A 20,652-nucleotide genomic window follows, 5' to 3' on the forward strand; every position below is an offset into this window, starting at 1 on the left:
TGGCGGCGGCTGGGGTGACACGGCCCCCCAACCTGCCCAGCCGGCCATGGGACAGGTAGCGCCGACAGCTCCGGTGCAAACAGCGGTTGCACAGATGTAACGGAACGGTTGTGAGTTGAGCATTACGCAGGCCCATCCAGAGCATCGGATGGGCCTGTCGCTTTCTGGAGTGACATCATGAAATCCGACGTGGCGAACACGATTCTCGGAACACCAATTAACTGGCTGCATCGGGCGATTCGCCGACGGAGAAGCTCGGATAACGCCCTCTATCCGGCGAAGATACTGCGAGTCGCCATCATCGCATCGATTCTCTATTTTGCTGTCGCCATGCTCGCGATAGCGATGGCAATCCTTCTGGCCATTGCAGACGCCATTCGGTGCGTGCTGCTTTTTTAGAGAAAACGGGGAAGGTCGGTGCGGCGGATGGGACTGGTCAGAGACGGGCGCCAGGAGGAGACGCGCAATCTGCAGCGAGTAGACAGAGCCCCGGTGGCTCAGGAAAAGCGGATTGAGGCGGGGCTCGCCTCGTGAGCGAAACCCCGGGCCCGGGTGACAACTTGCGGGAAGCACTCAGGCTGGCCGCATCTTATCTCGCGCCGAGCCGCGATGTAAGGTCCCATTGCGCGAATACTGTGTTCGCCCACAACGAATAAAACACAAGAAAAGCGCATTCGTACTCGCGTCAATTTCCTCTGCCAATTGCAGAGTTTCCAGCATTACGAACGTGGAGCGGTGGGAGCGACGCGGAGGAAGAGAATCGGGACCTCGCGTGAAGAGCGCGAAGTCCCTGGCCCAGGGCAACAACTGCGAGGAGATAGGGTTGAGTGAAGCGTACCCTCCGCCGCTTCCATCCGGAAGACCTCGCCTGCGAATAGTCTTTTCGCTCATTCCGAACAGCGCCTGACGTGTGCCACGCGAGTTCAATGAATACAGGCATTTAGCTCTCCCCCGATTCTAGCCTCACCTCTATCAAGCGACACGAACGCCTTTTTTTTCGTCGTGCAGTTGCTACATCCTTCATCTTGTCGTTTATCGCCATCGTTTTGACACGCTATCTTTACGTTCGCATTACCGACGTAAGTAAAACATCTGGAGAACGAAGATATGAAGCAGTACGTATTGACCCCTCTCGCAATTGCGCTCGCTGGCTTCACGGTGGCAGCCAACGCTCAATCCAGCGTCACGCTTTACGGCATCATCGACGCAGGCATCGGCTATGTGCACAACGCTGATGGCAACAAGAAGCAGGTGGGGATGATTAACGGCAACATGAACGGCAACCGCTGGGGTATCAAGGGTTCTGAGGACCTGGGCGGCGGCATGAAGGCTGTCTTCCAGTTGGAAAGCGGCTTCGACCCGGGCACCGGCAGACTGAACCAGGGTGGCCGCGAGTTCGGCCGTCAGGCCTTCGTGGGGCTGACCAGCGACAAGTACGGCACGGTCACACTCGGCCGTCAGTACGACCCGCTTGTCGATATGGTTCAGGGCATCACGGGCGATAACTTCTTCGGCGGCATCTTTGCGACGCCGGGCGACGTCGACAACTACGACAACAGCCTGCGCACATCGAACGCAGTGAAGTATGTCTCGCCTACGTATGCCGGTTTCCAGGTCGAAGGCCTCTATGGCTTCAGCAACGGCGCGGGCACGACCGGCCAGGGGCAAACGTGGAGCGGCGCTGCAACGTACAACAATGGTCCGGTGTCACTCGCCGCGGGCTACTTCTACGCGAACAATCCGACGGCAAATCGCACGACTGGCTGGAACAGTACGTCTTCCGACTCGCTCTTTAACAGTCCCGTCAATAACGGCTACTCGACCGCACACTCCATCGGCATCGCGCGAGTGGCAGGTCAGTATGTGTTCGGCTCCGCGACGGTCGGCATCTCGTACAGCAACGCGCGCTATAGCCCGGATGGCAAGTCGGGCTTCAGCGAGACCGAGAAGTACAATATCGGCAATGTGTTCGCGGCCTACCAGCTCACACCGGCGTTACTCGTGGGTGCAGGCTACACGTACATGAAGGCGAGCGGCGACACGTCAGCGAGCTATCACCAGGCGTCGCTCGGTGCCGACTACGCGCTGTCCAAGCGTACGGACTTCTACGCAATGGCGGCTTACCAGCACGCCAACGGAACCCAGTCGGTGTACGACGCAACCACTGGACGGCGCACGACGCAGGCCGCCCAGGCATCGATTGGTTCGTATGGCTACGCCGGCACGAGCCACCAGGAAATCGCAATTGTGGGCATTCGCCACAAGTTCTAAGCTTCGTGGTCGGGGTCAGCTTTCTCACGGCCCGAGCAGCGGAAAATAAAAAGCGCGAGGACGGCCGTCCTCGCGCTTTTTTGTACGCCAAATCCAGTCAGGATTGGAGCTCGTAGGTTATACCGCAATCGGCACACGAGACAACCACTGTCGGATCTGCAAGCCCTCTTGTGCGACCCGTTGCGCCGTCCCTGACGAACTCGAACATCGCCCTTGCGTCTTCGTCGCCGACCACTGAGACGTCAGTCGACCCGCAGATTTTGCATTCGGCCTGTAGTGCTATATCAAAGCCGGACCTTGCAACGTGACTCCCGTTGCGGGTTATTGCGCCGTCCATCAATCGAGTCTCTCAGCTTTACTTCGAATCCCGCACGGCCACGCCTCCCGGCGCCTGAACGGTCAAATCGCCGACGCTATCGGCGGGCTCTTCGTACGACGGCAATGCCTTCCCGTCATTCAACAGGTAGGCACGCCGCTGCATATATCCATCCCGCACGAAGCTGTATTTGTCGAGAGCCGCCTGCTCAAGAAGGTCAGTCGCGCGCAGCATATCGGCGCGAGCACTTACGACGTTCAGCCCAAAAAGGGGCACACTCGCCTCCACCGGCAAATAAGTCGTCGGCGACAGCGCACTCGTGAAAATCCAGCCACTCGCGTCGCGCACCGAACTAGGGCCGAATAACGGCAACACAAGATAAGGGCCGGCGGGCACCCCGTAGTGTCCGAGCGTCAGCCCGAAATCCTGGTGATGCTTTGGCAGCCCGGCAGCCGATGCCCAGTCCAGAAGGCCGCCTAAACCGAACGTCGAATTGAACGTGAAGCGCATCAGGTCTTCGGTGGCAGCGGTAATCTTGAATTGCAGCAGGTTGTTCGCAAAGTTGCCAATGTCGCCGAGATTCGAAAAGAAGTTGCTGAATACCGTACGCAAGGGCGCTGGCGTTACCTTCGTGTAACCCGTAGCCACAGGCTTTGCAACATGTCTGTCGAGGCCTTCGTTGAATGAGAAGACTGCCCTGTTTATCGGCTCGAGCGGGTCTGACGCCTTCCGGTCGAATCCCGTTGCGCATCCAGTCAACCACGTTACCGCGGCCACGCCCGTAAGTGCACCTGCGATACGCGTGCTCCACAACTTCTTCATCTTTGCTGCTTCCTTCAATAATTCTCCGTCGCCGCCTGTCACCGACGACCAGCAGCGAACAGACTTCCAGTGCTATTCCCTGTTAATCGCCGCACAAATCAAGGTGCCAAGTTCAGGAGTTACAGCTGTCTTTCGCGACCGACACCGACATCGGTTTGACATCTTGCTCAGGCGCTAGCGGCCCCTGCTGTTCCGGCGGCAGTTGCGCATGCTGTACTTCTTCTGATTGCTGCAGGTACTCGACTTGCGTCTTAGACAGGTGGTCCAGCAGACTCGGACCACCTACGAGGCTCACCAGAAAGCCCACTACGATTGCTGCGATAGCCATTTTGTCTCCATGGCAGATTTCAGATACCTCCGCCATGTCGAAAATGCGTTCCAGCTACTGCAGGACCTTCAACGTTCGAGAAACGGGAGGCGCGTTCTGTCGCGCGGACGCCCCGCGCTAGCACGACGTACTGCTTAGTGATGGTCGTGGATTCCCGGCGCCGCCGTGGCCACGCCTGATTACGACACCACGTCGGCCGTGCCGCCTACGTCTGACGAAGCATCAGCTACCACTGCACGGTTAGCCTCCTCGCGCTTTTCCTTGCGCAACTCGAGCAGGTCTTTGTGTGACGGTGTACTCGACCCGAATTGCGGCGGGTAAGTGCCTGCGCGACCAATGCCTCCGCCGCCCTCCGCGAGAGCGGCGCTCGCGGCGCCGGCCAGAATCAGCGCGAGCGAAACGCGCAGAAATCGTGAACTCATTTGAATCTCCAGTTTGATGAGTGAAAGCATTGGTCATGGCAAGACCCCTTCATTTGGCAGCTGGAGGCATTCCGCCGCCAGGCAAATCAAGGTTAGCCAGACTGGTCCTTCAGATAAAGGTTGGTTTTCCGAATTGATATCTTGTCGTTACCGAACAATCCCGAAAAACCCGAATTGGGCCTCGCACCCGTTTATTCGCCCTCTTCTTCGAGATGGGGTGCAAGTCGGTCGACTACCGATTGAAGAATCATCGCGTGCGCATTCAGAGGCACCGGTCGCGCCTGTGGCTTGAACACCATGTCGCCGCGTCGAATGAGTTTTCCGCTGATGACGCAGACGCCGGACACGCGGGATACTGCGGCTCGCCAGGTCTGGTAGCCATACCTGCAATTCGGCTCATTCCAGATGACTGTTGCCGACATTGGCCCGGTGCGCTCCGCAATCGTCACAACGAGTTCTGGCGACGGCCTATAAATTGTCCGCGACGTAGGTACGACATGCGTCGCGGCGAACCGGCGTCCTGCATCTGGGGGGAGTACCTTTGAGAAAACCTCTAGCTCGCCAAGCAGGTGGCCCCACGGGTCCGTCTGGTTTTCGAGAAAACGCATTGTCTGCTCCGGAAACAAGCCACTACCCTTGCGTTCTCTCTTGTGCGCGCCGCGACACCCTGTGGAGTCGTCTGCGCAAAGCCACCGCATGCCAGTAGAAAAGCTTCATTGATGGCGCCTGTCCTCCAACAGGCATCGCTGGATGACCTTAGCGTCGTTTGCGACTAACCAATGCTGGCAATTCTGAGACCTTTCACACTTCAGATAAAGGTCGTCAGAGTGGTTACAGTGTAGCCTCAGAAGCGACAGTCGGGTTTCGCACGATGGGAGGGAACGCCATCGATATAGATTATTCTGGATTGGCGAAAATATAATTCTGAAGTCAGCATGAGTCAGTGCTCGCGGGATGTACAGTCGCCCGTTTATTAACAGCGCCCTCTTCAAATCGGCCGGGCTACTGGCCGGGCCGAGGCCTGCCCGGCTCTACGGCCAGGCATCCAGCCGTAGACCGCTTTTGTTATCCCTTCTGTAGCGTTTCAGCAAGATGATTCACTACTGCCCGGGTCTTGGCCGCCATCTTCTGCCCGAGCGAAATGATGGCATGCACGGGCGGCCCGTCGACGTCCGCTTCGGGTAGCAGGTGCACAAGGCGGCCGGCACGCACATGGGGAAGCGCGACACGGTCGTGAATCTGCGTAATGCCGAAGCCAGCCACCGCCGCCTCGACGAGAGCCTGACCGTCAGCAAGCACGAGAACGGGGTGCGGGACAATTTCCCGCACGGTATCGTTTTCTCGCGCTGTCCATGAACGTAGTCGCCCTGTTGGGCCACGGAAAACTATTGCATCGTGGTCAGTCAACTCTGCGAGCGTCTTCACGTCACCCCGGCGCGCGAGATACTCAGGCGATGCATACAGACCTAGCCTCAGGTCGCAAAGCTTGCGCACCGTAAATTCACTGTCGTCCGGTAGTGCACCAATGCGAACGACAATGTCCCAGCCCTCCCCAACCGGGTCGGACATCCGGTCAGTCAGGGCCATTTCCACCGTGAGCTTGGGATACTTTTCGCGAAGCTGGATAAAGCTCGGCAGCAACAGGCGGCCGAAGCCTGCGGGCAGGTCAATCTTGACGCGCCCCGCGGGCTCGGCCCGCCTCGACGCGAGTTGCTGCTCCGCTTCGCGAAGGGCTTCGAGCGCCTCCTGCGCAGCAAGTAAATACGTCTCGCCGTCTTCAGTCAACCGGACCGCCCGCGTGGTGCGCTGAAAGAGCTGGGAGCCGAGTCGTGCTTCAAGGCGCTGGACCGCTTTACCTACATTGGACTTGCTGCTACCGATTTCTTCGGCCGCGCGCGTGAAGCTGCCGGTTTGTGCAACCGCCACAAATACCGCGATTTCATTTATAGGTGCATCTACCCGCTCGCTCATCTCTTAACCCCATTACGCAAGGTGGGAAAATCAGACTGTATCAGGCGCCTGCAGCCCGGGAGTCGCCGCTGTGCAGTCATTGCGGCGAAGGCATGGCGCCAGGGCTTTCCAGCCAGTGAACGCTGAACAGACCCGCGTCATCCGTCCAGACCGGACCCGGCGTGAACCCGGCGGCTGCTGCGATCTCCCGGAAACCCTCGACTGTGAACTTGTGAGAATTCTCCGTGTGGATGGTCTCTCCTTCATCAAACCGAAAGTCGTAACCGGCGACCCGGACCGTCTGCCGGCGCAGGCTTACCAGATGCATCTCAATGCGCTGCATTTGTTCGTTATAGAACGCTTTATGCATGAAGCCGCCAAGGTCGAAGTCCGCCTGCAACTCCGCATTCGCGCGCGCGAGGAGATTGAGGTTAAATGCCGCCGTCACCCCTTCACTATCGTTGTAGGCCTGATGCAATATCTGCGCATCCTTAATGAGGTCAACGCCCACCAGCAAACCGCCGCCCGCCAGCATTGTGCGCGCACGGCGCAGAAAAGCCGCAGCCTCGTGTGGGGTGAAATTCCCTATGGTCGAGCCCGGAAAAAAGCCAACTTTACGCCCGCTCATATCCTCGATGTCTGCAAGCTGTTCCGGCTTCATGTAGTCGCCCGCGATGGGCAGGACCTCAAGGCACGGGTACGCCCGGCGCAGACTCTGGGCGGAATCCTCCAGGTGTCCAGCGGAAATGTCCACTGGAATGAAGCGGTCCGGCGCCCGGTCTGGCCGGAACGCGTCAAGCAGGACACGGATTTTCTCGAGCGAGCCGGCACCAAATTCGATGATGTTCGCATGCGCACCCAACTGCTCCACAATTTCCGAAGCATTCGTACGCAGGATGTCAAGCTCGGTCCGGGTCGGGTAATATTCCGGCAGCTCGCAAATCCGGTCGAACAGAGCTGAACCGGCCGCATCATAAAAGTACTTCGGCGAGATGCTCCGGGGCGACCTGGATAACCCCGCGAGCAGGTCGCGCCCATAATCACTTTGCCGGATTGCCTGAATGAGCTCACGCCCGGCATTCTGCAGCGCACGGATTTCAGATGTCTCTGACAAGACGCACTCCCGAAAATTGCCAGCGTGCCGCCGGCGGAAAGAAATTGCGGTAGCTTGGGCGCGTATGTCCCTTCGGCGTGGCAATGCTGCCACCACGGAGCACCTGCTGCCCGACCATGAATTTGCCGTTGTATTCGGCCGCAACGCCGGGCAACGGCCGAAAGCCCGGATAAGGGTCATAGGAAGAGCGGGTCCACTGCCACACGTGACCGGTCATTTGCTGGATGCCTGGCGTGAGAAACGCTGCTTCCCACTCGAACTCCGTCGGCAAACGTGCCCCGGCCCACTCTGCGTACGCGGCGGCTTCGTAGAAACTGATATGGCAAACCGGTGCACTCGGTACGAGCGGATGCAGCCCCTGCAGGCCAAACTCTTCCCATGCACGCAGGCAACATGGCGCGCCCGCAGGCTCCGCTGTTGCCACCCAGTAAGCAGGCGCCTTCATGCATTCGCGCCGGACCATCGCCCAGCCGTCCGACAACCAGAACTCGGGGCGCTCGTAGCCTCCATCGGCTACAAAGTCGGCGAACTCGCCATTACTTACGAGCGTGTCTGCTATTTCGTAAGGGCGCAGAAATACTTTATGTCGCGGAGATTCGTTATCGAACGCGAATCCGTGGCCAGCGAAACCGACGTCAACTACACCGCCCGGTTGCCTGAGCCACTCGACAGTCTGGGTTTCACCTGGAATATCCTCGTCTGGACGTACCGCAGGCACACTGGCATACGCCGGCAGCATCGGATTGCAAGAAAACGCATGCAGTATGTCCGTAAGCAGCAGTTCCTGATGCTGCTGCTCATGATTCAGCCCCAGCACGATGACTGGCTCAAGCTCGGACAGGATCGCAATGTCCGATGTGGTTATCAACCGAAGCATCGCTTCGTCCACATGATGGCGATAGCGATGCACATCCCCTGCCGATGGCCGCGACAACAGCCCCCGCATCGGCCGGGCGTGACGCGGACCGAGCGCCTCATAATACGAGTTGAACAGGTACTGGTATTTCTCGTTAAACGGTACGTAGCCAGCAGCGTACTTCATGAGCACAACCGTCTCGAAGAACCAGGTCGCGTGAGCCAGATGCCATTTCGTTGGACTTGCGTCCGGCATCGACTGTACACATTGGTCTTCCGCTGAAAGCGGCTCCGCCAGCTCTACGCTGCGGCCGCGCACTTCGCGGTAGCTTCGTTGCAGCTTCGAGACGAAAAAGGTCATTGTGTCCTTGTCGGTGTTCAATTCGCCCATCCAGAACAGTCAAGCCCGATTGACTCAACTGATGCGAAAAAGGGCTACCCCGTTGCGGGACAGCCCCCTCAGCACCACCACTCGAGCGTTATGCGCTAACAGCCTCTTCAGCAACATCCTTCCGGTCAGACTTCGCACCCGGCTCATCATCCTGCGCCGGGGTCTTGCTCAGGAACGCGAAGGTGGCGAACGCCGACAGCAACGTGATGACAATCAGCACGTGCAGCAGGCTCGTGAACGCGTCCGCATAGCTCGATGACAACGCGTGCCGGGTTACTTCCGGCAGAGTCGACGCGGCATGCACCATGTCACCCGCTGTCACACGTTGTGCGGCCTCGGCAACACGCGCGGCAATGTCACCACCATTGTCGGGAATGACGCGGGAAAGACTCGTATGTGCCAGCGCTCCAAGCACTGCAGTTGCGATTGCGAGAGCGATACCTTCACCTGCTACGCGGGTAGTGCTGAAGATGCCCGAGGCCATCCCGGCCCGCTCCTTCGGCACCACGCTGACCGACAGACCGTCCATCAGCCCCCACGGCATACCCGCGCCGATACCAATCACCAGCATCGGCATGATGAGTTCCGCTTTCGGTCCGCTAAAGTCGACCAGGCTCAGCCAATACAGGCCCGCGGCGGCAATCAGAAACCCGATGCCCGACAGCACGCCAGCAGACATCCAGCGGGTGAACGAGGCAACCAGCATCGGCACGACGAGCATCGGAGCCGAGAGCGCAATCATCAGCATACCCGCGTCGATTTCGCTCAAGCCTTCCGCGCCAATGAACCGCAACGGCAACATGACGATGAGAACGATGTAGCAATAGCAGGTGCCCACCGGCAAAATCTGTACGCCGACGAAGCGCGGATATTTGAAGAGGCTCAACTCAAGCATCGGACGCTTGACGTGCGTCTCGACCATGATGAACGCAGCGAGAAAGACAGCCGATGCAACGAGAAGCGTCACAACCAGCGGGCTACCCCATCCGCTTTCCGGCGCCTGAATTACGCCGAACGTGAAGAGTGCAAGCGTTGCGGTGAAAGTGACCGTACCCGGATAGTCGAGACCCGTTGCGTTCGGGTCGCGCGTCTCACGCATACGGGGCACGCCAAAGATGAAGGCGATAACGCCAATCGCGGCGATGACGAGGAAAATCGAACGCCAGCCGAAATGCTCGATGAGCGTGCCAGCCATCAGCGGTCCAAATGCCAGACCGATGCCGAAGCTCGTGCCAAGCATACTGAATGCGCGCGTACGTGCATGCCCGTCAAACTCCTGCGCAAGCGACGCGCCGCCGCTAGCGAGCGACGCCGCTGCCGCGACACCCTGAACCCCGCGCAGAATATCGAGCCACAGCACCGAAGGCGCGAAGCTCATCGCGAACGAAGTGATGATGAAGCCACCCAGGCCGAGGACGAAGAGTCGTTTGCGACCGAACTGGTCGGCCAGCGCACCGGCGGCCATCAGCAGGCTGCCGAAACTCAGCATGAACGCGTTGGTCACCCACGTCAGCATGGCAGGGCTGCCGCCCAGGTCTCGCCCGATTGCGGGCGTAGCGACGGCACCTCCTGAAAAGGCAAGAGGCAAAACTAGCGCGGACAGGCAGACGGCTGCAAGAATTAGCAGCTTGTTACTATCCGTCCCGGATGACGTTGCAGTATTCATCGGTGAACCTGTGAAGTGATTGGATTGCGAAGCACGTCGGCGGGCTCACGCGGAATGAGGCCTTCGAAGGACGTCATTCTGAACAACGAATTGCATAAGATAAATAACGCTACGGTGGTTAGAGCGTCTCCCCATAAGCGACAATACTTTTCTCAACGTCAAAAAATAAGGTTCCGCCATTGTCTCTTAACAGGCGACTCTGCGTCTCCCAAACACGTCTTTTTGAAACCCGCCCGGTCGCCTAGGATGACCTCCCTCTCCAGGCTATTCACGAGGCAGGTTCGAAAATGAACATCACTCCGTTTCGCATTGACATCCCGCAGTCCGACCTTGATGACCTGAAAAAGCGTCTTGACGCTACTCGCTTCCCTGAGCGCGAGACAGTGGACGACCAGTCGCAAGGCGCGCAACTGGACCCGGTCCAGAAACTCATCGAATACTGGCGTACCCAGTACGACTGGCGGCGGGTTGAAGCCCGCATCAACAGCTACCCCCAATACAAGACCGAAATCGATGGTCTCGGCATTCACTTTCTGCATATCCGTTCAGAGCACGACAATGCTTTGCCCGTCGTGATGACTCACGGGTGGCCGGGCTCGATTGTCGAATTCGTCGATGTCATCGACCGGCTGGTCGACCCGACGGCGCATGGCGGCACGGCTGAAGACGCATTCCACGTCGTCCTGCCCTCGATTCCCGGCTATGGCTTCAGCGATAAGCCGACTGCGAAGGGATGGGAACGCAACCGTATCGGGCGCGCGTGGGACACCATCATGAAAGGTCTCGGCTACAGCGAATACGTCGCACAAGGTGGCGACTGGGGCAGCGTCATCACGACCGAGATGGGCCGCATAAAGCTCGAGGGTCTGCGCGCAATTCACGTGAATCTGCCGTTCGTTGCACCGGCCCAGTTCCCGGAAGTACCGACACCTGACGAACAGATTGCCATCGACCAATGCCTGCGTTTCGCCAATGACGGCTCCTTCTACCACCACCTTCAGACGACGCGGCCGCAAACCATCGGCTACTCACTGGCTGATTCCCCCGCTGGCCTCGCAGCCTGGATTTACGAGAAGCTCGGTGCGTGGAGCCATAGCAACGGTGTCCCGGAAGACGTATTCTCCTACGACCAGATGCTCGACAACATCACGCTGTACTGGCTGACGAACAGCGGCGCATCTTCGGCACGGATGTACGCAGAACATCCGGGCCTGACCTTTGCTGCGGTGCCCGTCGACATTCCGGTAGCGGTCAGCGTTTTCCCGGGTGAAATCTACACACCACCGAAGGCATGGGCTGAGCGCACGTTCAGCAAGATGTTCTACTGGAACCGTACTGCAAAGGGCGGCCACTTCGCCGCCTTCGAACAGCCGGAAATCTTCGCGGCGGAAGTCCGTGCGGCGTTCGCCAAGGTCCGCGATTCCAAAGCTCCTGGTCACGTCCTCGCTCCTACGCCGAACTGATTCATCGAGGGTCCAGGTTGCTGACTTCGGGCCGACTCCAATGCGTAAAGGGCAGTTGGACTCCCAACTGCCCTTTTTTGCTTGGTGGAGCAGTCGTCGGAGCGACTTTCAGTCTTCAAGAACCTCAATGGAGTCCACACGGTCCGGGTAGAACGCCAGACATTCGTTAATCTGCGCCACGGCCGGATACACCCCCACATAGGACCACACGGCGTTGATTCCGCGCTCGCCACCATCCCTGATACTAAAATACGACGCTTCGCCCTTGTAGGGACAATAGGTCTTGTGCTCAGTCGCATCAAGCAACGACATATCAACGTCCTCGCGCGGAATGTATTGGACAGGAGCGTATTTCGACTCTGTAAACGTCACTGCACGCCGAGTATCAGCGATGATTCTGCCTTCGCTCCTCACAATGACGTGAACTCCCGTCAGAGCCAGGGTGATAGGGTGATTGGCATCGGGTAGCTTGACGACCCTTTCCGCTGGTTGCATGAAAAACTCCTGTTCGTGTGAGCGCTGCTGCTTAATTGAAGCTAGCAGCAAAGTTCGAATGCTGCCCATCCTACGGACTATTGCTTCCTTCGAAAACGCGCGCTGAGCGAATAATCATGTCGCCAGATTTGAACAAAACCCGCGGAACTCGCCTTGAGCGACGCTTCGCGGCACTCAGTTTCCGTGTCTTTATTCATAACCGACTGACAGTCGAACACAATTATTCGAGAGGAGTAAATAACCGGGGCATCCAGCGCGAGATGAAAAAAGGTGTTGCGTAAAGTATTCGAAAGGGCAGCCGATAAAACGGGTTTCAATTACGGGCTTTACGCCAACGACTTAAGCATGAGTCTCAAAGATATTCCGCTACGACGCGGGCTCGTAACACTCCTCGTCCTCTTTGGACTTCTGGTTCTGGCGACGGGCCTGGCGGCCATGAAGGCTCTCGAACGAACTGTTGCCGTCTCGCAATCGATGCGCGCGCTTGACGAAGCCACTATCGACCTCAAGGACACTTACCTTAACAACCTGAAGGCACGAAGTGCGCTTGCGCGTGCGTACATTGCACAGAGCGAAAATGCGTCTGCCAGAGACGGAGCAATCGCTGCCGCGATGGGCTTCTACGCAACGGCTCACAAGTCGTTTAATGCCTTCGTCGCCGTTCCCAAGGGTAGCGAGGACGAGCGGTCCGCGGCCGCCGTCGCCGAAAGAACGTTCCGCGCGCACGCGGAGGTATTCGACAAACTCTTTGAAATCGTGAAGGCAGGCGACATGCAGCGCTACGCCAGCGTGAACGAAGGGCCAATGACCGCTACCAGCGTTGAGTTCGGCAAGGCCTCCGACGAATTCTTCAAGGTTCAGGCAGCGGCCTCAAAGGTCCTCGCGCGGGAGCGCGACCAGAACACGGCCCGGATGTTCGCCATCACTGGTACTGTCGCTGCCATCGCAATTGGCCTTATTGCCTTGTCATACTGGGCACTCAACCGCGTGCTTGTACGGCCCTTGCGCGAAGCAGTCCTGGCCGTCGGCGAAGTGGCTCGCGGCAATCTCATGACACAACTTCCTCGCCCGTCCCGCAACGAGATTGGGACACTGGCCGAGGCGCTGCAATCGATGCAGGCGAACCTCACCGCCATCGTACGGGACGTGCGCGGAGGGTCCGACACAATGGTGACCGGGGTTCGCGAGCTTTCCGCAGGCAACACCGACCTTTCGGCGCGCACTGAAGAGCAGGCAGCAGCGCTCGAGGAAACCGCTTCGAGCATGGAGCAGTTGACTGCCACCGTGCGACAGAACACCGAAAGCGCTCAGCAGGCAAGCCGGCTGGCAACTATGGCTTCAGGAACCGCGCGTGATGGCGGCATTGCTGTCCAGCAGGTCATCGATACGATGCAGAGCATCGCGCGTAGCTCCGAGGAAATCAAAGACATCATCAGCGTCATCGAAGGCATCGCCTTCCAGACCAATATTCTTGCTCTGAATGCTGCTGTGGAAGCTGCTCGTGCCGGGGAGGACGGACGGGGTTTCGCGGTCGTCGCAGGCGAGGTCCGCAGTCTCGCGCAGCGCAGTGCCACGGCCGCCAAAGAAATCAAGCAACTGATTGAGGATTCGACCTCTCGCATTGCAGTCGGAAGCGCTCAGGTCGACCGCACCGGCAAAACGATGACGGATGTTGTTCAGTCGGTCCAGCAGGTGACCGACCTGATGGCCGAAATCGCGGCTGCATCGGGGGAGCAAACCGCCGGTATCGAGCAGGTCAGCAAAGCCATTTCGCAGATGGACGAAGTGACGCAGCAGAATGCAGCACTTGTCGAGCAGGCGGCGGCGGCCGCCCAGTCACTGGAAAGCCAGGCACAGGCACTTGCGGGGGCGGTATCCGCATTCAAGGTCGAGAGCTGAGGGAGCGACTGAGGCCACCGGCCCCGGAGCAGTTTCCCGGGAGGGCGGCCGCCGTGCATCAGTGGCGCACCTTATTCGGGGGAGACGAGTGCGCTATCGAGCGTCGGGAATCCGTGTATCCCGCCTCCCCGCCTCCGAAGAACGTCGCCGCATCCGGGGAGTTCAGCGGGGCGTCCAACCGGAATCGCTCGACCGGGTCCGGATTGGCGAGAAACGCGCGCCAGAATGCAACCGCGTCGGCCTGCCCTGCCTGAAGCCGTGCCTCCGCTGTCTCAGGCGTGTAGTTGCCCGCCAAGCTAATCTCCCCGGCGCAGGTCGCTCTCAACTCTTTCCGGAAGTCATCCGAAAGCGCCTCACCGCCACCCAGTCCGGCTCTGCGATGTGGATGTACGCCATGCCCATTCGCTCCAGATGCGTGGCGACGTGTAGCGTCGACGCATGCGCTTCGAAGTCACTCATTCCAAACGCGACGAAGTTGGGTGACATCCTGACACTCACCCTATCAGCGCCAAAAACACCGGCTACGGCTTCGACCACCTCGACGACGAACCTCGCCCGCTTTTCCACACTGCCACCATAGCCGTCCGTGCGCAGGTTAGTCCCGGTAGCCAGGAACTGATGCAACAGATATCCATTCGCAGCGTGGACCTCGACCATGTCAAACCCGGCGCGCATCGCTCTCTGCGAGGCATCCACATACTGCTGCACAATTCAGGGCAGCTCCGCTTCATCGAGCGAGCGCGGCGTCCGCGGGAACCATTCCGTACGAACCATCCTCATGCTTCACGAACACTGCGGTATTTTCTGCGCGAATCGCAGAGGGTGCGACGGGCTGCATGCCGTCCTGCACGAGACGATGGGAGATCCGACCTACGTGCCACAATTGCAAGCCCATCTTCCGGCCCTTCTCGTGGACTGCCTTGACTACTTTCGACCAACCTGCTTCCTGCTCGTCGGTGTAGATGCCTGCTGTTGCAAATTAGCCCTGCCTCTGCCTCGAAATCTGCGTGCCCTCGGTCACCATCATGCCTGCACCCGCGCGCTGCTCGTAGTACCTGACCTTCATCTCAGCTGGCGCGTCACCCGGTTGGGCTGCCCGGTTGCCGGTGAGCGGGGCCATGACAACCCTGTTCTGAAGTTCGACACTACCGATGGTCACGGGTGACAGGAGTTTTTCCGGAGACATGTGTATTCCGTTTGTTCGAGATTAAGCCTCAGGCGGCCCCCTTCTTCGCCCCAAGCAGCAAGGAGCGAAATCTGATGAGGGCCTACCAACTCGAGAATACGAAACCAATCGGTGGCGACAACGGGGTAACTGTCGAAAATACATGTCTTTGGCATTGAACAATCCCCATATACATAAGCTAAGCGTCTTCACCGTCTGAGGACGGCGCCAAGCCCAAAAGTCGTTTTCAGGATTGCTGGAAGCTGGACTTCGTTTCATCGATAGTTATTCGCACTTTTTTAATCGTGCTTCGGATGCCAGTCTGATTGTCGCTTCTGCGCGGACGCTGCGTCTCTCGTACGCATGTTTATTCACGAGGGTTAGAACGTCATACTTGCACCTCGCACTCTCCGGCCGACTACTGCGGTAGGCCTTCGGCTTTGGATGGATTGACCGTCGGTCGCGCCTGAGCTGGAACGACAGCTCGTGTGTGCGCGTTCACGCCCGCGAGTGCCCTTTGGGACCATTCCTGATGAGAAAACTGACATGTTGAACCGAAACGCTATCAGCTCGGGAGCATATCTCGAGAGCTTTGACTCGCTACCCAAAGAGATTCTCTGGACCCAGGCCCAAATCGACCAATCACTCGCAGACACCATGTCGCGTCGGCCGGACCAGGGGGACCTTTGGGTATTTGCTTACGGCTCGTTAATGTGGAATCCCATTTCCGAGCACGACAAGCGTGTCGTCGCAAAGCTTGACGACTGGCATCGCAGTTTCTGTATCCGGCTTATCGCCGGTCGCGGCAGTCCTGAGAAGCCAGGGAGGATGCTCTCGCTCGAGCCAGGGGGCAGTACAGAAGGCGTTGCCTTACGCATTCCCAAAGCAACCCTGAACGATGAGCTGCGTATCCTCTGGATTCGCGAGATGGTAACAGGCGCATACACACCGACATGGGCTCCGCTTACTTTTCGGACCGGCGAAAATGCCACGGGCCTTGTGTTCGTTGCGAATCCCGAGCAAGCCCAGTTCGAGCCTGACGCACAGGCCAAGACAATCGCTCCGCTCATGGACGCAGCATCGGGCTCATTGGGAACAAACGCGGAGTACGTATTCAAGCTGCAACGCGCGCTTGCCGACTGTCAGATGCGTGACACGTACATAGACGAGCTTGCCGCCGAGCTTATCCGACTTGGTCAAAGGCCTGAATAATTGACTACCGAGACAGTTTGTCAGACAGCAGCGAAATCTCAATTCGCTAGCGGCGGCTTTTTCGCGACCGGTGGTCGCGCTACATTTGTTGAACAACATCCCATCCAGTCAACCACGCCCTCGACCTGTTACATACACATGTGATGCGCAAGTGTTCAGGTGCGGCCGAAGTACTCCTTCTTTACAAAATCACATGGGCGCTCTCGCTTTAGCCGCAAGTATTCTGGCACCGCTGACGGCCTTGTGTCTGCCAGCAAAAAAGAGAGCGCGTCTGCTTACGGCAGTCCTCTTCTGCCTTGCAGTTTGCAGTTGTCTTTCCGCAACCAGCCCCGCATTTGGCTCAATTTTTGGCCTGGCAAGCTTCTCCCTTGCCCTGCACCCAGCGCTTCTTCATCCGGTACTGCTAGCAGGGGCTGTTTCGAGCGCTACTGCGTATGAGAGACCAGGTAATTCACCCTGGCGAGGCGCCTTCGCCGCAAGAGGCGCTACGTTCGGCCTCGTACTTGGGCTACCGATGGCGACCTGGCTCTCGACCAGATTGCCTCAGCCCGTACCTTTTGTCGCCATCGCCTATCTCACTGCGGTAATCGGCATATGGATGATGCTCCGGCATCGGCGCAGTAACGAGTCTCAATCGCTAGCGGCTGAACAGGGACCGTTAATCCGAATTTCCCGCGTCATGTCGCTCTCGCTAGCGGCGACATCACTGCAGTACGCAGCGATGTTCTCCGTCTTTAGCAATTCCCTGCACCTTCTGACGGACCAGCCCGCTATCGACTTCCCGTCAGCTAGCCTGCTGATGGTTTTATTCGGCGTTGGGGGAATCGTGGGCGCTGTTATCAGTGGGCGACTGTTGCGCAACTATCCGACCGTGGTGGCGCTCATCTATCCAGCCGTTCTTGCACTGGCCTACGTGCTGCTCTACATCTTCGCCCACGGTCCTGACGTCATGACCGCGGCAGTGGTCGTGGTTTGGGGTGCGGCGCACTCCAGCGGCATGCTGGTGACGCACTCCTCCCTGCGTGCAGTCGGTGCAGGCAAGCCTGACGTCACGACCGCATTACATGTTTGTGCCGGCTGCGTCGGCGTGCTCACAGGCGTAGCCATGGCAGCCGTATTTTCAGCCGTATTCGGAACAGTGGGCATCCTGTTGTGTGGCATTGCGCTGGCCATCTTTTCCCTTGCCACCGTGGCTACACAGCTCTCCAGAATGGAGATGGACGCAACGATTGTCGCTCTTGATTCGACAGAGTGACGCCCGAACAACTCTTTATCGCAGGCTCCATTTTCCCCATACTTCTTCACAACGGTGCAGGACGCACGCACCACCCGAAACCCGGCTTATGCCGGTTACCCATCCTCTCCTAAGACGCTCAAATGAAACTCTACATCGCTGAAGCCACCTGCTCTCTTGCCGCTCAAGCAATCGCCAACGAGCTGGGTCTGTCGCCGGAACTCGTCCATTTCGACGTGTTCGGTAAATCCACTTCGGATGGCAGCAATTTTTCTGACGTCAACTCGCTCCAGTATGTCCCCGCACTGGTACTAGACGGCGAAAAAGACGCTCTGACCGAGACCGTCATCATTACGTCTTACCTCGCGGACCAGCATCCGGAATCCAACCTGATTCCGAAGCACGGCACGATTGAGCGCGCCCGTATGGACCAGCTCCTGACCTTCATCGCAACCGAAATCGCCCAGAAGCACATTCCCCTGATGCGCAAGCTGATGACCGCCGAAGGCATCGCTTACCACACGATGAAGCTTCAAACCGCATACGGTGTGCTCGACAAGCAGCTTGCAGATGGTCGCACGTACCTCACGGGCGAACAGTTCACGGTCGCTGACGCCTATGTGTGGGCGACGCTGTGGAACGAGCGTTCGGGCGTCAGCCTTGACCACCTCGAGAACCTGAATGCCTATATCGCGCGTGTCGTCGCGCGTCCGTCGGTGCAGAAGGCGCTGAAGGACGAAGCGGAAGTCGTTGCTGTCCACAAGGCACGCCTGGCTGCGTAAAGAACGATGGGCGCTGCTCGCCGCCGCTGTTGACCAATAGCTCCCCGCCCTTTGGCGGGGAGTCCGGCTTTCTGAGGGACGCTGCTGTAGCGGCTCCGCGACGCGCCCAAAAGTCTGTCGTCCCCGCGAACCCCGACACCATTCAGGCTGTCATGAACGAGAACATCAGAAGCAATGAAGTCGGTCCGCAAGAATCACTACCGGACGACCTCGCGACACATCGTGGATTCTCCCGCGTATTCCAGCCCGGCAAACTCACATTTGGGTTTATCGCTCCGCTCGAAGGATATCCCGACTCAGCTGGCCCGTCTCTAGAGGACCACGTAGAGATGGCACGCAAGGCCGACCAGATTGGCATGGCCGCCCTTTGGCTGCGTGACGTCCCGTTCTATGACCCGGATTTCGGTGATGTTGGACAGATTCTGGACCCCATGGTGTACGCAGGATGGCTCGCAGCGGTTACGCGGAACATCGCCATCGGGACGGCAGGTATTGTCGCTCCCCTTCGTCACCCTCTGCTCGTCGCCAAACAGGCTGCAAGCGTTGACCAGCTAATGGGCGGCCGCTTCCTGCTCGGTCTGGCAGGCGGCGACCGTCCGACAGAGTTTCCTGCGTTTGGTCTGCCATTTGTAAATCGCGCGGAGCGCTACCGGGAAGCGCGCAGCATTATCAAAGCGGTAACCGAACATACCTATCCCGTTTTAAAGTCCGACCACTACGGCACGCTGCGCGGACAACTGGATATGGTGCCGCGCCCGGTTGGACCAAAGCTGCCGACCATTGCCATCGGCCGCGGTGGCCAGTCGGTGGAATGGATTGCTGAGCATATGGATGCCTGGATTTGGGCTGGATTCGACCCGCGCACCATGACCGACGTGATTCCGCGTTGGCGCGCAGCGGGTGATGGCGTGAATTTCAAACCGTATGGGTACGGTACCCTGTTTGACCTGCTCGAAGACCCAAACGCACCGCTGCAACCGGGTCGCGTCCTGCGCGCTGGTCGCAACGCACTCATCGAGTTCTGGAAAGCGCAGGAAGAAGCTGGCATCTCGCATGTCGGCCTGCACATGAAGCCCACGCGCCGGCCGGCCCGCGACATTCTTGACGAACTTGCCGAGTTCGTCCTGCCGCACTTCCCTGCTCACACCCGCGACGCGTGAACGGGGTCCGCCGGCCCGGACAGTCAACTCCGGAGCGCGGCGGATTCGCTTTAAGCGTCATCCCGTTCGAACGACCCTGCCAATGTCTCGTGTTCAAACGCCTCAACCAGAAAATCCACGAACGTTCTGACGCTGGGCGCAAGATTGCGCCGGCTCGCATAGGCCACGCTGAGGCCGTCGGTCGGCAGGGGCTCGTCCGTAGGCACAGGCACAAGCACAAGGCGACCCTCAATCAGGTCCCGCTGCACGAGGTGCAGCGGCAACAGTGCGACGCCCATTCCCTCAAGCGCCATGTTGCGTAGTACTTCCGCATTATTTACCTGCAGGTGCGATGCGTCAGCTGCATGCTCGCCGACCCACCGACGGGCGACCCCTGCTGCCGCGCCAGCTGAAACGTCATCGATGTAGAGCATGTGCAGGTGGGCCAGGTCAACGGCCGCCCTGCGCACCCCGTGTAACGCCAGATAATCCGAGGTAGCAACGAGACACAACTTCCATTGGGCAAGTCGCCGCCTGACTACAGAACTGTGATGTGGATAATCGTCCGCAGCAATGGCGACATCAAAGCGCTGCTCGACAAGGTCGATGGTCCCGCTGGTCAACGCTATCTGGAGCGTGACGTCTGGATACCGGAGTCCGTAATCCTTCAGAATCCTCGCCAGACAAGGAGCCCCAAGCGACCCTTGCACAGCAATTCTCAGTGTTCCGGAAGGTGCATTGCTCGCTGCCAGAAGCGCCCCCTCAACGTCGTCGATGTCCGCGACGATTTCGCGCACCTTCTCCAGAAGGATGCGCCCAGCCTCAGTCAAAGTCACGCTGCGCGTTGTGCGCTGAAGCAGTCGCGCATCAAGGCGCTCCTCGATCGAAGAGATGTTCCTGGTGACGGCCGCCGTCGAAACGTCGAACTGTTCAGCGGCGCCCACGAAGCTGCTCACTTCAGCTACCTTCACGAACATTCGGAGTGACTGTAGATAATCCGTTTTCTTCGATTCTTAAGTTCTCGCCTGGAGGATTGCAGCGTTATTTCGCCGATGGAACTCTACGGGCTTGAACCGTCTCGAATAAAGCCCGCCTTCCCGAATTGACTTTTCAGCCTTACTCGACAAT

18 protein-coding genes and 2 pseudogenes are annotated in these 20,652 nt (G+C 58.7%); 8 read left to right on the forward strand and 12 right to left on the reverse strand.

The genetic code is table 11. The features are described 5' to 3' along the window. Window positions 1-177: 177 nt before the first annotated feature. Window positions 178-399, forward strand: coding sequence for a hypothetical protein (locus tag PQR32_RS33610; RefSeq protein WP_408237502.1), 222 nt, complete (start codon window positions 178-180; stop codon window positions 397-399). A gap of 708 nt (window positions 400-1,107) precedes the next feature. Beyond that, entirely contained in the window at window positions 1,108-2,271 is a 1,164-nt protein-coding gene (locus PQR32_RS33615) for a porin (RefSeq protein ID WP_408237505.1), read from the forward strand. 355 nt (window positions 2,272-2,626) lie between these two features. Here PQR32_RS33615 and PQR32_RS33620 read toward each other — a convergent pair whose 3' ends face one another. The 8 genes from PQR32_RS33620 to PQR32_RS33655 form a co-directional block, all read right to left on the reverse strand. Then, complete coding sequence (locus PQR32_RS33620) at window positions 2,627-3,427, reverse strand: MlaA family lipoprotein (RefSeq protein WP_408237508.1); 801 nt, start codon at window positions 3,425-3,427, stop codon at window positions 2,627-2,629. A 94-nt stretch (window positions 3,428-3,521) separates the two neighbouring features. After that, complete coding sequence (locus tag PQR32_RS33625; RefSeq protein ID WP_408237511.1) at window positions 3,522-3,737, reverse strand: hypothetical protein; 216 nt, start codon at window positions 3,735-3,737, stop codon at window positions 3,522-3,524. Window positions 3,738-3,916: 179 nt separating this feature from the next. Then, on the reverse strand, window positions 3,917-4,159 hold the full coding sequence (locus tag PQR32_RS33630; protein WP_408237514.1) for a hypothetical protein: 243 nt from the start codon (window positions 4,157-4,159) through the stop codon (window positions 3,917-3,919). A 191-nt stretch (window positions 4,160-4,350) separates the two neighbouring features. Next, the gene (locus tag PQR32_RS33635) at window positions 4,351-4,767 is read right to left on the reverse strand and encodes a DUF3331 domain-containing protein (RefSeq protein WP_408237517.1); all 417 of its coding nucleotides are present in this window, start codon (window positions 4,765-4,767) and stop codon (window positions 4,351-4,353) included. 457 nt (window positions 4,768-5,224) lie between these two features. Next, entirely contained in the window at window positions 5,225-6,130 is a 906-nt protein-coding gene (locus tag PQR32_RS33640; protein ID WP_408237520.1) for a LysR family transcriptional regulator, read from the reverse strand. Between the two features lie 76 nt (window positions 6,131-6,206). Next, window positions 6,207-7,223 carry an L-histidine N(alpha)-methyltransferase gene (gene egtD, locus PQR32_RS33645; RefSeq protein ID WP_408237522.1) on the reverse strand — a complete coding sequence of 339 codons (1,017 nt, stop codon included), beginning with the start codon at window positions 7,221-7,223 and terminating at the stop codon, window positions 6,207-6,209. Beyond that, entirely contained in the window at window positions 7,207-8,439 is a 1,233-nt protein-coding gene (gene egtB / locus PQR32_RS33650; RefSeq protein WP_408237698.1) for an ergothioneine biosynthesis protein EgtB, read from the reverse strand. The genes egtD and egtB overlap by 17 nt, the downstream gene beginning before the upstream one ends. 118 nt (window positions 8,440-8,557) lie before the next feature. Beyond that, window positions 8,558-10,135 carry an MFS transporter gene (locus tag PQR32_RS33655; protein ID WP_408237525.1) on the reverse strand — a complete coding sequence of 526 codons (1,578 nt, stop codon included), beginning with the start codon at window positions 10,133-10,135 and terminating at the stop codon, window positions 8,558-8,560. A gap of 287 nt (window positions 10,136-10,422) precedes the next feature. On the opposite strand from PQR32_RS33655, the gene PQR32_RS33660 reads away from it, so the two are divergent. Continuing rightward, window positions 10,423-11,598 (forward strand): epoxide hydrolase family protein, encoded by a 1,176-nt coding sequence (locus tag PQR32_RS33660; protein ID WP_408237528.1) that lies wholly within the window; start codon window positions 10,423-10,425, stop codon window positions 11,596-11,598. 108 nt (window positions 11,599-11,706) lie between these two features. Here the strand turns inward: PQR32_RS33660 and PQR32_RS33665 are convergent, their stop codons facing one another. Next, window positions 11,707-12,093 (reverse strand): DUF427 domain-containing protein, encoded by a 387-nt coding sequence (locus PQR32_RS33665; RefSeq protein WP_408237531.1) that lies wholly within the window; start codon window positions 12,091-12,093, stop codon window positions 11,707-11,709. Between the two features lie 273 nt (window positions 12,094-12,366). Between PQR32_RS33665 and PQR32_RS33670 the strand changes: the two genes are divergently transcribed. Next, on the forward strand, window positions 12,367-13,992 hold the full coding sequence (locus tag PQR32_RS33670) for a methyl-accepting chemotaxis protein (RefSeq protein ID WP_408237534.1): 1,626 nt from the start codon (window positions 12,367-12,369) through the stop codon (window positions 13,990-13,992). 71 nt (window positions 13,993-14,063) lie between these two features. Here the strand turns inward: PQR32_RS33670 and PQR32_RS33675 are convergent. After that, a pseudogene (locus tag PQR32_RS33675) lies at window positions 14,064-15,178 on the reverse strand (alkene reductase). Window positions 15,179-15,703: 525 nt separating this feature from the next. On the opposite strand from PQR32_RS33675, the gene PQR32_RS33680 reads away from it, so the two are divergent. From PQR32_RS33680 to PQR32_RS33695, 4 genes are all read left to right on the forward strand, one after another. Beyond that, the gene (locus PQR32_RS33680) at window positions 15,704-16,369 is read left to right on the forward strand and encodes a gamma-glutamylcyclotransferase (RefSeq protein WP_408237537.1); all 666 of its coding nucleotides are present in this window, start codon (window positions 15,704-15,706) and stop codon (window positions 16,367-16,369) included. 193 nt (window positions 16,370-16,562) lie between these two features. Next, window positions 16,563-17,624 carry an MFS transporter gene (locus PQR32_RS33685; RefSeq protein ID WP_408237540.1) on the forward strand — a complete coding sequence of 354 codons (1,062 nt, stop codon included), beginning with the start codon at window positions 16,563-16,565 and terminating at the stop codon, window positions 17,622-17,624. Between the two features lie 122 nt (window positions 17,625-17,746). Beyond that, entirely contained in the window at window positions 17,747-18,385 is a 639-nt protein-coding gene (locus tag PQR32_RS33690) for a glutathione S-transferase family protein (protein ID WP_408237543.1), read from the forward strand. Window positions 18,386-18,537: 152 nt separating this feature from the next. Then, window positions 18,538-19,545 (forward strand): LLM class oxidoreductase, encoded by a 1,008-nt coding sequence (locus PQR32_RS33695; protein ID WP_408237546.1) that lies wholly within the window; start codon window positions 18,538-18,540, stop codon window positions 19,543-19,545. A 50-nt stretch (window positions 19,546-19,595) separates the two neighbouring features. Here PQR32_RS33695 and PQR32_RS33700 read toward each other — a convergent pair whose 3' ends face one another. Further along, window positions 19,596-20,360 carry a substrate binding domain-containing protein gene (locus PQR32_RS33700; RefSeq protein WP_408237701.1) on the reverse strand — a complete coding sequence of 255 codons (765 nt, stop codon included), beginning with the start codon at window positions 20,358-20,360 and terminating at the stop codon, window positions 19,596-19,598. Further along, window positions 20,349-20,504, reverse strand: a pseudogene (locus PQR32_RS33705) (helix-turn-helix domain-containing protein); the annotation flags it as partial. The gene PQR32_RS33700 and the pseudogene PQR32_RS33705, both read right to left, overlap by 12 nt. Window positions 20,505-20,652: the final 148 nt, after the last annotated feature.

The organism is Paraburkholderia dipogonis (assembly GCF_046027395.1).
GTDB classification, from domain to species: domain Bacteria; phylum Pseudomonadota; class Gammaproteobacteria; order Burkholderiales; family Burkholderiaceae; genus Paraburkholderia; species Paraburkholderia dipogonis_A.